This is a genomic window from Embleya sp. L77, assembly GCF_055557415.1.
Map to the genome: position 1 here is coordinate 6,907,184 of NZ_CM145709.1, position 14,867 is coordinate 6,922,050.

At 70.3% G+C, this 14,867-nt stretch carries 9 protein-coding genes and 2 pseudogenes; 4 read left to right on the forward strand and 7 right to left on the reverse strand.

Going from position 1 to position 14,867, the window contains the following annotated elements; translation table 11 throughout:
* Positions 1 to 264: 264 nt before the first annotated feature.
* Entirely contained in the window at positions 265 to 1,068 is an 804-nt protein-coding gene (locus ACZOOI_RS29565) for a hypothetical protein (RefSeq protein ID WP_465278688.1), read from the reverse strand.
* Between the two features lie 305 nt (positions 1,069 to 1,373).
* Positions 1,374 to 1,766: a hypothetical protein gene (locus ACZOOI_RS29570; RefSeq protein WP_465278689.1), complete on the reverse strand. Its 393-nt coding sequence runs from the start codon at positions 1,764 to 1,766 to the stop codon at positions 1,374 to 1,376.
* Between the two features lie 632 nt (positions 1,767 to 2,398).
* Here ACZOOI_RS29570 and ACZOOI_RS29575 point away from each other — a divergent pair.
* Both ACZOOI_RS29575 and ACZOOI_RS29580 read left to right on the forward strand, forming a co-directional pair.
* Positions 2,399 to 6,109, forward strand: coding sequence for a DNA/RNA non-specific endonuclease (locus ACZOOI_RS29575; RefSeq protein WP_465278690.1), 3,711 nt, complete (start codon positions 2,399 to 2,401; stop codon positions 6,107 to 6,109).
* A gap of 81 nt (positions 6,110 to 6,190) precedes the next feature.
* Positions 6,191 to 6,778 carry an SMI1/KNR4 family protein gene (locus ACZOOI_RS29580; protein ID WP_465278691.1) on the forward strand — a complete coding sequence of 196 codons (588 nt, stop codon included), beginning with the start codon at positions 6,191 to 6,193 and terminating at the stop codon, positions 6,776 to 6,778.
* 713 nt (positions 6,779 to 7,491) lie between these two features.
* Here ACZOOI_RS29580 and ACZOOI_RS29585 read toward each other — a convergent pair.
* The 4 genes and pseudogenes from ACZOOI_RS29585 to ACZOOI_RS29600 form a co-directional block, all read right to left on the reverse strand.
* A pseudogene (locus ACZOOI_RS29585) lies at positions 7,492 to 7,641 on the reverse strand (NAD(P)H-dependent glycerol-3-phosphate dehydrogenase); the annotation flags it as partial.
* Positions 7,642 to 7,816: 175 nt separating this feature from the next.
* The gene (locus ACZOOI_RS29590) at positions 7,817 to 8,353 is read right to left on the reverse strand and encodes a DUF6461 domain-containing protein (RefSeq protein ID WP_465278692.1); all 537 of its coding nucleotides are present in this window, start codon (positions 8,351 to 8,353) and stop codon (positions 7,817 to 7,819) included.
* Between the two features lie 131 nt (positions 8,354 to 8,484).
* Positions 8,485 to 9,000, reverse strand: a complete 516-nt coding sequence (locus tag ACZOOI_RS29595; protein ID WP_465278693.1) for an SMI1/KNR4 family protein — start codon at positions 8,998 to 9,000, stop codon at positions 8,485 to 8,487.
* 54 nt (positions 9,001 to 9,054) lie between these two features.
* Positions 9,055 to 9,908, reverse strand: a pseudogene (locus ACZOOI_RS29600) (helix-hairpin-helix domain-containing protein); the annotation flags it as partial.
* A gap of 313 nt (positions 9,909 to 10,221) precedes the next feature.
* Here ACZOOI_RS29600 and ACZOOI_RS29605 point away from each other — a divergent pair.
* A complete protein-coding gene (locus tag ACZOOI_RS29605; RefSeq protein WP_465278694.1) occupies positions 10,222 to 10,986 on the forward strand; it encodes a hypothetical protein in 765 nt (254 codons plus the stop codon).
* Positions 10,987 to 11,035: 49 nt separating this feature from the next.
* Entirely contained in the window at positions 11,036 to 12,523 is a 1,488-nt protein-coding gene (gene casA, locus ACZOOI_RS29610; protein ID WP_465278695.1) for a type I-E CRISPR-associated protein Cse1/CasA, read from the forward strand.
* Between the two features lie 354 nt (positions 12,524 to 12,877).
* On the opposite strand, the gene ACZOOI_RS29615 is transcribed toward casA, so the two are convergent.
* On the reverse strand, positions 12,878 to 13,363 hold the full coding sequence (locus tag ACZOOI_RS29615; RefSeq protein ID WP_465278696.1) for an ATP-binding protein: 486 nt from the start codon (positions 13,361 to 13,363) through the stop codon (positions 12,878 to 12,880).
* Between the last annotated feature and the right edge of the window lie 1,504 nt (positions 13,364 to 14,867).

Below are 14,867 nucleotides of genomic sequence, written 5' to 3' on the forward strand. Positions count from 1 at the left end.
ACTATGGCGCGCCGAACCCGCCGAGGCAACACTGTCATTCATGCCACGGATCCCGACCGTGCCATGGTCGCCGGCGCCCGCGCCGCGCCGAAGGGGAACTCACCCACTCACCGGTCGGCCACGACGCGGGCGGCAGAGACGAACATGCGTCCACGACACGACGAGCACGCCGGACACAGTGCCCGCCCGCCCATCCGCCTCGTCCCAGGGCTGATCCACGTCACGTCGTCGGTGATTCTCGGCGGTGATGCGCGACCCATCCGGTCAGCCGTGTTGTGATTGCGGGTCGTTCGGGGACGGCCAGGGCTCCCAATCCTTGCCGAACGGGGAGAACACGTCAGCCGGAGCTTCCGTTCCGACAGGCGCTCTGAATACCTGTCCCGTCGATTCCCACGATGTCGACTCCAGCACGACCATGTGATCGAACATGTCCGGGTCGAGCGCGAGAACGCCATCGGCTTGCAAAGCCTCGATGTAGTGGAGCAGTTCGATGGCGCTGACCATCATCCAGCCGACCAGCGGGACGGCGGCACGGAATCGTTCGGTCAGACCGAACGGGTCCGCCTCCCGGCGCCGCTCCACGTCGTGGTGGACGACATCACCGTAGATCCACGCCAACGCCAGTTCCCGGTCGCCGAGGTCGAGGGTCCGACCCGCAGCGTCACCGACCATGACCCGGTACCCCCCGTCGAGCGCGACAGCCGCCCCCGTTCTCGACTGCCACTCGCTCCGCGCGGCCTTCACCCACGCCGTGTCCTGCGGCATGGAGCGGCAGAAGTAGCCCACCCCGGCGAGAGCCTTCAGATACGAGCAGGCTTCCTTCTCCAGGAGCAGCGGCCTGACCCGCGCAGCCGCGGACTCGACCGATTCCTCGGCCGGAAGTTCCTGCCGAATGCGATGCCCACCATCGTTCGTCACGATGATCGAGAACGTCCCCCGGGAGAGAACGACCAGGCCGTCCCAATCGGACGCCAACGAGTGCGCTCGAACGCGACGGGCTCGCAATACGAACGCCTCGAGATTGGATCGGTGGCGCGCTCCCACCGCAGCCTCGTCCGGCTTCGACATGAACCCTCCTCGGCGGCCGCAACACCCGACCCGCGGTATCGCGGATCGACCAAGCATGACTCGCAAGATCGATAGCCGGCAATCAACTTAACGTCGACCGGCGCCGGAGCCGAGTCATCGTCGAACGGGCCCTGGGGGCGGTCTCGACCTCGCCCCAAAACCGGCTAATGCGGACGCCGCCGAACTCCTGCGTTCCTGGCGGATTCGGGCAGCGGTGAACGACATCCGTTCCGACGTCGCCACGTATCAGGGAGTGCGACTCGGGGCGATTGCACGGCAATCGCCCCGGCCGGTTCCGCGTGCGTTCACGCGAGGTCCGGTTCCGGGCCCCGATACCCGGGGAGATCCCAGTCCACAGGGACGGGCGGTGTCCCGGAGTCGGTGAACTTGTCGGGCATGTAGAACCGGAAGACTCCGCCGGTTTCCGGCGACACGCGGACGCGGAGCCCGTTCGCGGCCCCGGTCGTGGTCGGCGTCGAGTGGGTGGCGTCGTGGAGGTCGAGCAGGGTGTCGCCGCCGCGGAAATCGGAGCCCCACACGCGTGCCACGACGCGCGGCGAGGGTTTGCGGGGCATGTCGAGGTGCGCGTGCTGGGTCCGGGTCATCCACCAGGGGTCGGGCACGTCGTCCCATGAGTCGTAGGTGGGGACGCGGACCTCCGGGTCGGCGGGCGCGGTGGTGTCGGTGGTGTCGGTCATGCGGGTCGTCACAGCCTTCGGTCGGGGGCGGTGTGGTCGGTGTGGTGCGAGGCAGTGCGGTGTCGGGGCGGTGGTGGTGTCCGCGCGGTGGTGTCCGCCGGGGTGAAAGACGGGAAGTCGTCGTCGTGGTCGCGGTGTTCGCGGTGCCCGCCGCGTGTGTGGGTTCGTGTCACGCCGACGTCGGCTCGCGTGACGCGGGGCGTACCGCACGTCCGCACGATCGCACAGAGCGCACACCCTGGGCACGCGCACACGCACACCGCCGATCCTGACTCCGACGCACCGACGCACGGTTGCACACGGCGCGCACACCGATAGGCACGGCTGTGCACGCACAGCCGTGTACCCACGGCGCCCGGCGCGCGGGCACACCCTCGCGAAACGCGAGCGCACGGCGTCGTACGTGACGCGCGTACTCGCGGGGACGCACGCGGTCGTCGACGTCGCCGACGCGGGACGAGCTTGGGCGGGCGGCGAGCGAGGCGTTCCGCACTGCGTCGTGACCGGCGCGATCGGACCCGGCCGCTGCTAACGACAGCTCGGCCATGCCCCGGCCGGGACCCGGACGGTCCCGGGCCCGGGGATCCGCCTCGCGAAGTCCTTCCGCGGCCGCCCGTACTCGTCGACACCCGTTGTACAACTCGTCCCTGCAGAACGCCTGGGGATGGGGAAAGACCGCCACGGACCGGCCCGAGGTCAACCGCTATCCCCGCGAGGACACGTGGTTGTCGAAACTCAAGACCTACCAGGTCAACGAGAGTCGGGTACCGGAATTCGCCCCGGAGATGGACAAGCTCCTCAGGGGCGTCCAGTACAACCCCTTCACCACGGACGTCGAAGCGGTCGCGCCCCCGGAGACGGTGACGAAGGTCGCGGCGTTCGCCGCCACCCGGCCGGGCGCCGCCACGTGGATGCACCCGGACTGGCAGTACGCGAACAGTTGGACCCGTTCCCCGGACGACCTGCGCCGGTACATGCAGTACGGCGGTCTGCTGGAAAAGCCGCTGGTGAAGGATTCGTTGGAGTACCGCACCGACGTGGAGTCGATCAAGAACCGGTGGGCGGCCTGCGACTACTCGAACCCGGACGATCGCTACGCGGTCATGGGTGAGGAACTCGAGACCACCTGGGCGGAGTGGAAGGCCGAGCAGGCCGACCAGGCGACCCAGCGCAACGAGATCGTTGCGGCGGAGATCGAGGCGCATCGTCAGATGCGGATCGCCGCCGACGCGATGGTCGAGTCGATGGGTCAGGCGTGGGTGGCGGACAAGCTCCTGACGTGGCAGCGCACCGAGCAGGCCAAGCCCGCCGGGTCCCGGGCCCCGGCGTCGGAGTTCGCCCGGGCGAGTGCGGACATCACCGCCGCCCGCCAGGGCGCGAGGTCCGCGGCGACACGCGCGAATCAGGCCGCGACTGCGGCGCAGGCCCAGGCCGACAAGGTCACGGCCGCGCAGGCCGCAGCGGGGAAGATCTCGGACGCCGCCGGTCTGCCGCGTGGTCGGGGTCTGCTCTATGCGCAGCAGTCCGCGCAGGTGGCCAAGGCGTCGGCCCCGGCCGCTCTGGCCGCCGCGAAGGCTGCGGACACCGCCGCGAGCGCCTCGGATGCCACCGGCGCCACGAGCGCGGCCCTGTTCGAGCGGGCGAAGACCGAGTCGGCCGCGGTGCAGGCGGAGTATCGGCGCAAGGCCGCCGAGGAGGCGGCCGCGCAGGCGAAGGCGTCCGCAGATGTCTCGGTTGCCCAGGCCGCGCAGGCCAAGGATGCCGCCGGGCGGGCCGCGACCGCCCGTGCCACGGCCGAACAGGCCGAGGCGCGGGCGAAGACGGCCGCCGACGACGCGCAGGCCAAGCGGGTGACCGCCGAGACCGAGCGCGGCAACGCCGCCACCGCCAGGACGCGTTCGGAGACCGAACGCGCCCGCGCACAGGCCGCGGAGGCCCGCGCCCAATCCCAACGCGAGAACGCGCAAACGGAGTTGGGCAAGGCCCAGGCCGCCGGCCAGACCGCCGCCGCGAGACGAACGGATGCCGAGGGCGCCGAGCAACGCGCGGCCCAGGCCCGTGACGGCGCGGTCGCCGCGGAGCAACAACGCGATGCTGCCCAGGCTCATGCCAAGGCTCTGGAGGCGATCGCGGACGCGGCGGCGAGCACCGACTACGCCGGCGAGTCACGCGCGGCGGCCACCGAGGCCCGCACCGCCGCGAACAACGCCACGACCGCGGCGACCAACGCACGTGCCGCCGCGAACGACGCCACGGGGGCCGCAGTCAACGCCCGCCGGGCCGCGACAGAGGCCGAAGGCGCCGCAGCCCGTGCTCAGGCCGCCGCCGACGGTGCCAAGGCGTCGGCGGTGACCGCTTTCGCGGAGAGCCGAACCGCGCACGCAGCGGCGGCCGATGCGATCGTCGCCGCGCAACAGGCCGCCGACAACGTGACGGCGGCCGAGCAGGCGTCCAAGACCGCCGCCGGCGCAGCGGACACCGCCCGGACCGACGCGGGCGCGGCTCGCGTCCAGGCGGCCACCGCGCAGGTGACGAGCGCCCGCACCACCGCCCAGGCCCAGGCATCCGCCCAGGCCGCCGCGAGCGCGCGTGACTCGGCGAACCAGGTCGTGGCCCCCGCCAACGAGGCGATCATCACCGGCGGCCCCTACCAGGAGAAGGACACCTCCGCCGGACTCGCCGTACTCGTCGGCCAAACGTCGAAGACCCTGGCCGAGCAACAGGCCGCGGCAGCCCAGGCCAAGGCCGACGAAGCCGCCCGCGCCGCCCAGGTCGCCAAGGATCTCGCGGCACAGGCGAGCGCCGACGCCAAGGCCGCCACCCAGGCTGCCGCGGCTGCGGCCGACGACGCCGCGCGAGCGGCCCGCGCGGTCACCGAGGCCCGAACCTGGGCCGCCAAGGCTGCGACCGACTCCGGCGCCGCGCAGGCGTCCGCCGACAACGCCGGCGGGCACGCGACCCGCGCGTGGGACGAGGCAACCCGGGCCGGCACCGCCGCCTACGCGGCCCACGCCGACGCCACCCTCGCCCGCGACAACGCCACCGAGGCCGAACGCGACGCCGCGTCCGCCCGAACCGCCGCCACCAAGGCCGAAACCGACGCCGGCGCCGCCCGCGACATCGCCGGCAAAGCCGAAACCGACGCCACCGCCGCGGACAAGGCCGCCGCCAACGCCCAGACCAGCGCCCAGGAGGCACAGGCCGCGGCCGATCGAGCGGAGGAACAGCGGCGCAAGGACGAGGAAGCGGCCCGTCAGGCGCTACTCGTCGAGGAACACGCCGGCGGGGACCCACTTACTCTCGACGACACGCACATCCTGCTGGTCGCGTGCGGAGACGCCTGCCTGGCCGACCACAACGAGGCCGCCGGTCTCGCGAACCAGGACGTCATCGACTGGATCAGGGGCGAAGGCCTGGACATCGTCTTCGAGTTCATCGGCGTCAACGACGCGAAGAAGTGCTTCGGCAAGGGTAACGTGAAGAGTTGCCTGCTGACGGCGATGAACCTCGGCTCGCTCGGCGCGGGGCTGTTCAACCCGAAGAAGGCCGCCGAAGCGGTTTCCGCAACCACCAAGATCGCCACCCGGCTGCCCAAGTTCTTCGCCGCGGCCCGCGCCGCCCGGCAGGTCCTCAACGAAAGCCGCACCCTGATCACGGAATCCCGAACCGCCCTCTCCCGAGGCCCGGTCTCCCTCCCCGCATTGGCCAGGGGCGGCGGATACGTGAACACCCTCCTGGAAAAGTTCCAGGGGAAGCCGTGCACCGTAGGCGATCCGATCTACAAGCCCGTCGACACCGCCCACGGCAACCGGGCCATGGGGATGGAGGCATGCCTCGACAAGAAGTACGTCGAAACCCACTCGGGTGGTGCACCAAGCGTGCCCACGCCCGGACTGCAATGGGCCGGCAAATACGCCGGGTGGATGGGATTGCGCCCCGACGGTGCCATCAACCGTTGTCATCTGCTCGCGGACGTACTGTCGGGCCCCGGCGACAACCCGGCCAACCTCGCCACCTGCACCCGCCAGGCCAACACCTACGTCGTCGGGGACGGTCGTCTCCGCGAAACCATGCGGGACTTCGAAGTGGACGTGACGAAGCAGATCGACGGAGGGCTGACGGTTCACTACACGGTCACCCCGGAATACAGCGGCGATCGCACCGTACCGGCCACGTTCGTGATGATGGCCTACGGAACCGACGTCAGCGGACTCCTCCACTGGTCCCGCAGCGCCGTCGTTCCCAACTCCTTCCACAGCCCTTCCCGGCAACTCTGGCGTAACCTCGGCCTAGCCGAGGACCCGAATACCAAGCTGCCCGTCCCGGTCGGCAGCACACCCTGAGCACAGGTCCCCTCGGCGCCCCACGCCGAGGGGACCTACCCGCACTCGTCCGTAATTCCCAGTACGAAAGAAGGATGTGTCGTGCGAGGAGACCGCAATCCCGAGGAACTCACGCGGCTCATGCCCTTGCCCACGCCTGCGGGTGAACCGCGGCTCGACATGGTCTCTACTCTGCGGCTGCCCGACGACTACACCTGGTTTCTTGCCCACTACGGGGGAGGGGAGATCGATCCGAGCATGGTGATCGTGGTCCCCGACGAACTCAAGACAACCGACGCGGATCAGGAGATGGGACAGGAAACGGGTACGGCACATCTGACATGGCAAATGGAGGGTGGCATTCCGGGCATCACCGATGTCCCGCCGCCCATCCTGTCCTGGGGCGTCGACCACGCTCCCACTCTGCTGTGCTGGCTCACGATCGAGGACGACCCGAACCAGTGGCCGGTCGTCACTTTCAACCACGGGTTTCTGAAATGGGAAATCCATTCATGCGGCATGGTCGAGTTCCTGATCCGCGTCCTACGCGGAGAAGGCCCCGAGGACCCTCTGCACGGCAGTCCTCTGTGGGCCGCGGGAACGGCTCGGTTCCTCAACCGTCATGAAGCGAGTCGGCTCCGCTCGGCAGGCATCGATCCCCACACGGGGCAGGACTTCAACTTCAGCTGAACGAATTCACGAGACAGGCCGACGCCTTCGACCCGGCCTGGTGAGCGAGAACACCCGTCCGAGCGGTGGTCTGCGCGCTCCCGCAGCAGGGCATCGGTACCGGTCTCGGGCTGTGAGGACGTACGGCCGGGTCGGTGTTCACGTCGTGCCGTGTCGGGGCGTGCGGCCCCCGGTGCGCGCGCGTCCGGTGGCGCGGGGGCGGTAGTGGTCTCGGCAGTGCGGTTCGGGACGATCCCCCCTGGAGCCGGTTTTGGTGATCTTCTCGGTGTCGTCGAGGATCGCTTCGATCGCGTCCTGGCGGAGCAGGCGGGCTGGGTCGCCGATGCGTCCGCCGCGGGGGCGTCATCGTCGAGACCAGGGCCGGGTTCGGGTTCTCGTCGGCGGCCGGATTCACCGACGATCCCGGATGCGACGGTGTGGAGGAGGTCCGCAGGCAGTGGGCGTGGGTGGTGGCCGACGCCGCTGACGGCACCCCGGTGGTGATCCAAACCCCTTCGGTGTCCGCGCGGTGTTGGGGCCGCCGACGCCGGATGTGTTGTCCGTGCAGGGGGAGTTGCCAGCGTTCACGCTGACCGCGGCCCGGCAGGGCCTGGGCAATCCGATGCGCGCGGCCGCGGCGGGTACCCCGCAACTGGTCCTGCGCCACCACCGCGTCTACGCCCGGAACACCCACACCGCCAACATCGCCGCCACCCGCCAGACCACCGAAGGCGTCAAGAGCGCCGAGGCGATCCTGGCCCTGGCCCACGCCCACATGCGCGCTCGGGCTTGGGGGGCCGCTGCATCAGTGCCGCGACCGCTTCGTCGAGGGTGACCTTCTCGTGCAGCAGGGCGCAGACCACGTCCGTGATGGGCATCTCGACGTCGACGCCGGGTGTAGGACCTGTGCGCACCCGACCGCGAAGGCACACCGCTCACACCCGACTTCGTCCAAGGGAGCGTCAACCCGCGTCAAAATGTTCGCGCGGCAAATGCTCGGCCGGGCCCGCTTCGCCTGCTCCGCAAACGAGTCCTGTTCGCCTGACGGGTATTCGGCGGTCAAAGGTCCCAACGCGCGAATCCGGTCAGCAGCTCGTATGCGGGACTCAGGAGTTCGAGCAGCGGCGCGTCGATACCCAGCCCGTCGTCGAGGTCGGCAAGATCGTCGGGTTCCCGGACGGTGCGCTGCTCGACCGGCCGGCCGTCCCGCCACAGATCGAACCACGCCTCCCCGTGCGCGGCGTCGCGGCGCAGACTGGCGACCTCGGTGCCGACCGACACGCGGCTCAGCAGTTCCCGATCGGCGGCGTAGAGCGTGACGTCCTCGAGGGCGAATGCCCAGCCGCTGCGGGATCCGGCGCGGAGAAGGGCGACGACCGTTTCTTCGTCGCCGCCGACTTCCAGGTCGGCGCGCAGGTCCAGAGCCTCCATCGCGTCCATGACCGCACTGTGCTCCGGGTCGCAGCCCAAGCGGTCCAGCAGTTCCTCGGGGGACAGGCCTCGCGCGAACGTCGCGCAGAACCCGTCCGGGAAATGCTCCCGCTCTGCCAACCACCGGAATCCGTCGCCGTTCACGTGCATCCCTCCACGGGGCATCCGGCAGGCAGCCCACAGAAATATTGCGTGCTCGCGGAGCACCGGCAGACGCCCCGACGCCCTCGCCGATTGCTGTGACCGCGTATCGGTGGCCGAGTGGTCGCCTACCGGTCCTCGCGAGTGCTCGATGGCTACCGCACGCGACCCACCAGCTCGTAGGACGGCTCTTCCAGAACCGAATCGTGAAAGAAATGAACATCTCCCGCGAGTGCCTTGGTGAGGAACTCCTCGAAGCCCATCTGATAGTCGAGCCATGTGGTGTCCCAGTCGACCAGAACCGTCCAGCCCTCGTCGACTCGGGCGGCCCTGGGTCGCAGGAACACCTGGTGCCCGAACGGCGTGTGCCCGATCGGGAACACACCACCTGCCATGGGGAAGATCCGGTATGGCACGAGAGACGGTTCGGTCTCCGCGTACAAGTCGGAAACAGTCGCGATCTTCCAGCGCAGGCTGAGACTGTCGTCCGCCTTCGGTGCTCGAGGATGGAACAGCGTCAACGTGTCGCTGATCACGCACGGCCCGTAGGCCGACATGAACCTCTTGTAGTCCAGCGGGAGGCGGACTTCGAACTCGTTCTCGAAATCCCGCCAATCGGAATCGACGTCGTGATTCAACCGAGGGGCGCCGAGGATACGCGAGAGTTCCACCAGGTGTCCTTGTATGCAGTCGTGACCGGGCACGGGATCCGGAGGCGGCCAGGGTCAGCTCGAAGCGCCGTCGTCGAAGACGGGCGCCACCAGCGTCGCGAATTCCTCCGGGGTGATGATCTCGATGCTCAGGGCTTCGGCCTTGGCGCGTTTGGACCCGGCCTTGTCCCCGGCGACGACGAGGGTGGTCTTCGCGGAGACGCTCGACGCGGCGCGGCCTCCGGCGCGTTCGATCAACTCGTTCATCTCGTTGCGGGACAGCGCCGCGAGCACACCTGTCATGGCACCGTCACGACAATGGCCTGGCCGGCCAACGGCAGCGGTCCCTCTGGGGCGGCCGGGTCGTCCGCCGCGTCCGAGGCCGTCGACGCTCCGGGGGTGACGCCGGGTTCGGTCGTGTTCACGCCGGCGACGACGAGTTTGTCCAACACCTCCGCCAACTCGACGAGTTCTGCCACGATCACCGGAGCCTTACCGTCGCCGATGCCCTCGACCCGCGCCATCTCGACGACGTCCGCCGCCCGGATCGCGTCCAGGGTGCCGAAGTGGCGGGCGATGCGCCGCGACATCGAACGCCCCGTGCCCCGGATCCCCAGCGCGCACAGCACCCGGCTCAACGGCCGGGACTTGGCGTCCTCGATGCCGGCGAGGAGTTTGTCCGCGCTCTTGTCGCCCATGCGGTCCAGCGCCAGGAGCTGGTTGCGGGTGAGGGTGAACAGGTCGGCCACGTCGGCGACGGCGCCGGTGTCGACGAGCTGCGCCACGAGTCGGCCGCCGATGCCCTCGATGTCGAGCTGGTCGCGGCCGACCGCGTACAGGATCCCCGCGTGCAACCCGCACGCCCGCCCCTTGACGCACCGCCACCGCTGCTCGGACGTGTCGATCCCGCCGCCGCACTGTGGGCACACCGCCTCGCGGCTCGACTCGAACGGACCACGCCACAGCCCGCGTTGACGGATTGCGGATGGATCGTGGTCACGACCGCGCAGCGGTGCCCGATGCGAGTGGCGCGCCAGGCGCGAACCGCTCATCAGGAAGAGCCGGCGCTCGTCGAGGGCTCGGCGGGCGGCCGGGCCAGGCTCCTCGGCTTCCGCGGCGTGCCGGATCCCGCAAATAATTCGCAACACATGGCGCGAATTTTCCATCGACAAGACATGGTGGTTTCGTGCATAAAAGCCATGTTTCGCGCGGAATGCGATCCGCGACGCGAGGAGCCACGGCATGAACGCATCGACAGAGCCCTCCCGGCGACCGGTGCCGGGTGCGACGGTGCCGAACGGTTGGATCGTCACCGCCGTACCGACGGTGCCCCGAGCAGCGCGCACCTCGTCGTGGCGGCGCACCGTTACCGCCACCGTTCCGGGCGCCAACGGCGTCGACGCCATTCCCGGTCACTGGCTCGCCGCGGGCGACGTCGTCGCCCTGCCGCCCGGAACTCTCGTGCTCCAGGCCGACAAGGCGGCGACCGGCACCGCCTACACCCGGATCGGCGCCCCGTACACCGCCGAGGACGCCACGGTGACCGTCCACCGCCTCGAGGCGGACGGCACCGGAACCCTGCTGTGGGGCCCCAAGTGCTACCGCAACTCCTCCACCGCTTTCGGCAAGACCGTGGTCCACGTGCTGACGAAGCTGCTCGAGGAGAACCCGACGCCCGGCGGCACACCGGTCGTCCTCGCCGTGGCGCAACGACCGAACCACCGCTACACACCCGCCTGCGCGTCCCGCGACTGCGGGCGCCCGGTCGCTGCCCGCGCCGGACACGTCGTCGGCCACGGCGAAACCGCCGTGGTGCAGCACTGGCCGACATGCCCGGGGCCCCACGACCCCGACCCGGAGCGGCCCCGCACCCCCACGGGTTGCGACCAGTGCGACTACCGAGGCAAGGGGTGCCGCGCGCACGAGGCCTTCGACTCCAACGGAATCGCGGGCCGTGTCTGCCGGCGCTGTTCCCGCGAGGAACCCCACTGCCTGTCGTTCGCCTGACCCACCGTCCACAACCCCGCCCGGGTCGCCCAACACCTTACGGAGACACATGTCCCCCGATACCTACTCCTTGTTGACCGAGCCGTGGATTCCCGTGGACCGCGGCGGAGCCGTCCACGTCACGGAACACGTCGGCATCACCGACGCCCTGCTCCACGCCCACGAGCTGCGACTGGCTGTCGACCCACTGGACGGCACCGTTCTCCTGCGACTCCTCGCGGCGGTCCTCGACGCGGCCGCCGGCCCCACCACCACCGCCGAATGGGACACCGCCTGGCGAGCCCCGACCCTGCCCGCCGACCGCATCACCACCTACCTCCACGACCGGCGCGACCGATTCGATCTCCTCGACCCCGACCGCCCGTTCGGCCAATGCGCGGCCCTGACCACTCCCAACCGCACCAACCACGCCTTACGACCCACCACATGGGCCGGCACCGGCGGCCGCTTCTTCGACGCCGACGTCCTCACCCGACCGGCACTACCGCTCGCCCCCGCCGACGCCGCCCTTGCCCTCCTCCGGCTCCAGGCGATACACCCCGGCGGCATCCAGACCGCACACCCCGCCGACCCGCGCGGCCACGCCGGCAAGGTCTACGGCGGCCGTCCCGGTCCGCTGAGCCTGGTCACCCACCTGCACGTGACCAGCCCAGGGGCTCACCTCAAGGACGAACTCCTGCTCGCCCTCCCCCCGCAACCGCGCGCCAACGGGGACGCCCCCGCCTGGGAACGCGAGTGCCCGGGCCCCGCCGGCGTCGAGCGCACCCCGACCGGACGACTGGACCTGTGGACCTGGCCCACCCGCCGCGCCCGCCTCATCCACGACCAGGGGGCGATCACCGGGCTCGCCCTCCACGACGGAGACCGAGACCCCGGCAAGAACACCGTCACCACCCTGAACACCCTCGACCCGATGGTCGCGCGCACCCCCAAGGGCGGATGCCTGCCCCTGACCGATCACGCCCGGTTCGAAACCCCCTGGGCCGCAGCCCTCCTGCTCGACCGCGACGACATCGCGACCGCGAGCCCCGTCCTGCACCACACGCTCGAGGCCGCCCGACGCCACGTCCTGGCACCGGACATGCCCCTGGTCGCCTCCTGCGCGAAATTCGAGCACACCACCGCCCACCGCGCGGCAATAGCCTCCGTCGTGGAACTGACCACCGAACTGGGCACGGCGGGAGTTCTGGCCACGGACGAAGGGCGCGGCGCGATCGCAGCCTCCGCCCGCCTGCCGCACGAGGTCCAGCGCCTCCTGTACACGACCACGGCCAAGGCCCTGGGCCAACGCTCGGACGACATCGAAGCCCGCCAGGACCTGTCCCTGATCCGCCGACTCGTCGACGGCTCCTGGACCCGATTGGCCCGTGACCCCCGCCGGAACATGAAGGCCTGGATCGACACCGTCGGCCAAGTCCTGCACGCCACCCTCGCCGGCGTCCCCGCCCGCGGCCCGATGGGGCGGACCCAGATCAGCGTCCAACTCGACGCCGCCCTCGACCGCTGCGCCCGCCTGACGCTCGAAACAGTCGGATAGGCCCGCCCGCGCCCCGAACACAGCCGAGTCCCCCACCCGGAAAGAAAGGGTGGGGGACTCGGGCGGGCGGGACTTCACGCCGCAAGCGCGACCCGGAGCGCCTCGCGGCAACGAGAGCGACTCCGTCCCTGATCCCTACTGATCCTGAAGCGTCGGGGCCGTGGAGCATCGACATCGCCATACTGCCCACGCGACATCGACACGGCAAGCCGAAGCCGCGCCCACAAACGACCCACGCCGGCGCGACGGCCCCCGGACCTGCAGAAACGTCCACCGAAATCGGGCGTCGGAACGCCGGACGTTTTGGCAACAACCCACACACCCGCCCACGTTCGCGGTCCCTCGCGACGACAGCTACGCCTCGACGTCCGAGCGCGACGAGAGCGCGTTCACGCCCCCTGCCGCCCTGACCTCCGTGGCATGCTCCCAACCGCGCAACATTCCCGCAGCGTCGCGGTTCACGACCGCGACCTCCTGCCGTGTCGCCCCGACCCAGGTGGGGTGCGAGGCCGCGAACTCCCACGCCTCGTCGTCGGTGAGGGCCTCCAGCGACACCCGCCGGAATACGAAGGAGTTCAGCCGCGGCGCCTTCTTCGCCAAGGCCACGCCCCACCGAGGGGAACCGATCACCACGATCGCCACGTCCACCTCACGGTCGTCCGCCAAGGCCGCGAGGTACTCCAGGCATTCTCGAGGGAGGACGTCGGCATCGTCGACGACCAGGGTGTACGAAGCGAGGGCGAGCGTGCGGGTGACCGCCCGTTCGAACTCGGCGGTGACGCGAGGAACTCGCGTGCCGGGGCGCAGCCTCGCCCACAACGCGTCGCGCCACTGCCGCATGGTCGGTCTGGTCCGGAACGCCAGCCACACCACTCGCCCGGCCCGGGATCCCTCCTCGAGGGTCGACGCGACGGCACTGGACTTGCCGGTGCGCCAACCCGCGGTGTTCACCTTCGCCCAGCCCGACCGGGCTGGGGGACAGAATCCACGGGCATGTACAGCCCCTCGTGTCGACGGCGATCGATGGTCGCCAGTCTCGCCGCCCGATGCCGCACGCGAGGCGCGAACACCGAATCCCGGACCCGGGGTTGCGCGAGACCCGACCCCGGCTCACGACTGTGTCTCGAACCCGATATCGGGATGCTTTCGGCCATGATCAGGCGTACCGTTCCTGCTCCGGACCCCCCACCGGACGCGGGCCCGCGCTCCCCACCCCCACCCGGGAGCGTGGGTCCTCCGCGTCTCACGGACGCCGAAGGCAAAAGGAATCAGCGCACGGTGCGGGTGCTCGACGGCGCCGCGCCGAGCTTCCAACCGGACGCTTTGTGCCCGGCGAACGTGACACCGCTGACAATCTTCGCCGTGGCTTTGGCGGCCCTTGCACATGCGGGGTGCGCGAGCCCGTACGTCTCGGTCGGCTTCAACGCGGTGCCCGCACGGTAGTTGCGCTCACACAGGACGCACGTGCCAGCGGCGGGTGCGGCAACCCCGCCGGGCTTCGGTGGTCGAGGACCGCGCACCTGGACAGGAACGGATCCCGTCGACGCCGGATTGTTCTTCTTGCCGCCGTACCGCTTCGCACCCTTGCCGGCCGTCCCACCCTTGCCCGCGGCGGACCCGCTCTTGGCCTCCGGACGCAACCGGGGCAACGCCGGCGCGCACGCGGCATGGGCCCGGCCCTGGGCGGTGCGCACGCGTGTGCCCGACACCGGGTCGAAGCCCTGCCCGCATGCTGGGCATCCGCGTGCGCGCGCTTGATCGGGCGGGCGAGGGGACTTGGGCTTCTTCCGGCCCGCGACGGGGAGCGGCGGTTGGGTCTCGCGGGTTCCGTCCGGCCGGGTGATCACGACGCGTCCGGCGCGGGGGATCTCGCCGGTGAGACCCTCGGCCTGCCTTGGGCGAGACGTGTTGCGCGCGCTCGGACTCTTGCGCCGAGGGGGTTGAGACGACACGAACGGCAGCGTAGAGCCCATGATGCGAACCGTCGTAACCCTCCGAGCCGTGTGGGTGAATCCACGTTCTCCGGGGCGACGATGTGGCCACGAAGGAGTGAACCCGGTGGTCCGACCGAGGGGAACCCCGGCCGGCCGTCTCGTGATGCGAGAAACGCATCGGCAACATCCCCGCCATGACAAGCAAGGCGGCTGACATCCCCGAAGACATGCTGAGCAACGACGCGCTCGTGGCGCTCGTGCGCGTGCTGCTCAGCCTCAAAGCCGCCGACGTCCTCCGCGACGCCAAGAAATTGGACTACTGGGGCGACGCCGAGGGAGGCTGGATCATCGAATGGCGCGGAGGGGCCCCTCTGCGGACGAGGCGTACACCAAACTCGTCCGCGACGCAC

Excerpts from the sequence above, each read along its gene's own strand:
- ACZOOI_RS29565 (WP_465278688.1), bottom strand. The coding sequence starts at position 1,068 with ATGTCGAAGCCGGACGAGGCTGCGGTGGGAGCGCGCCACCGATCCAAT.
- ACZOOI_RS29570 (WP_465278689.1), bottom strand. The coding sequence starts at position 1,766 with ATGACCGACACCACCGACACCACCGCGCCCGCCGACCCGGAGGTCCGC.
- ACZOOI_RS29590 (WP_465278692.1), bottom strand. The coding sequence starts at position 8,353 with ATGCCCCGTGGAGGGATGCACGTGAACGGCGACGGATTCCGGTGGTTG.
- ACZOOI_RS29605 (WP_465278694.1), top strand. The coding sequence starts at position 10,222 with ATGAACGCATCGACAGAGCCCTCCCGGCGACCGGTGCCGGGTGCGACG.
- casA (WP_465278695.1), top strand. The coding sequence starts at position 11,036 with ATGTCCCCCGATACCTACTCCTTGTTGACCGAGCCGTGGATTCCCGTG.
- ACZOOI_RS29615 (WP_465278696.1), bottom strand. The coding sequence starts at position 13,363 with ATGCGGCAGTGGCGCGACGCGTTGTGGGCGAGGCTGCGCCCCGGCACG.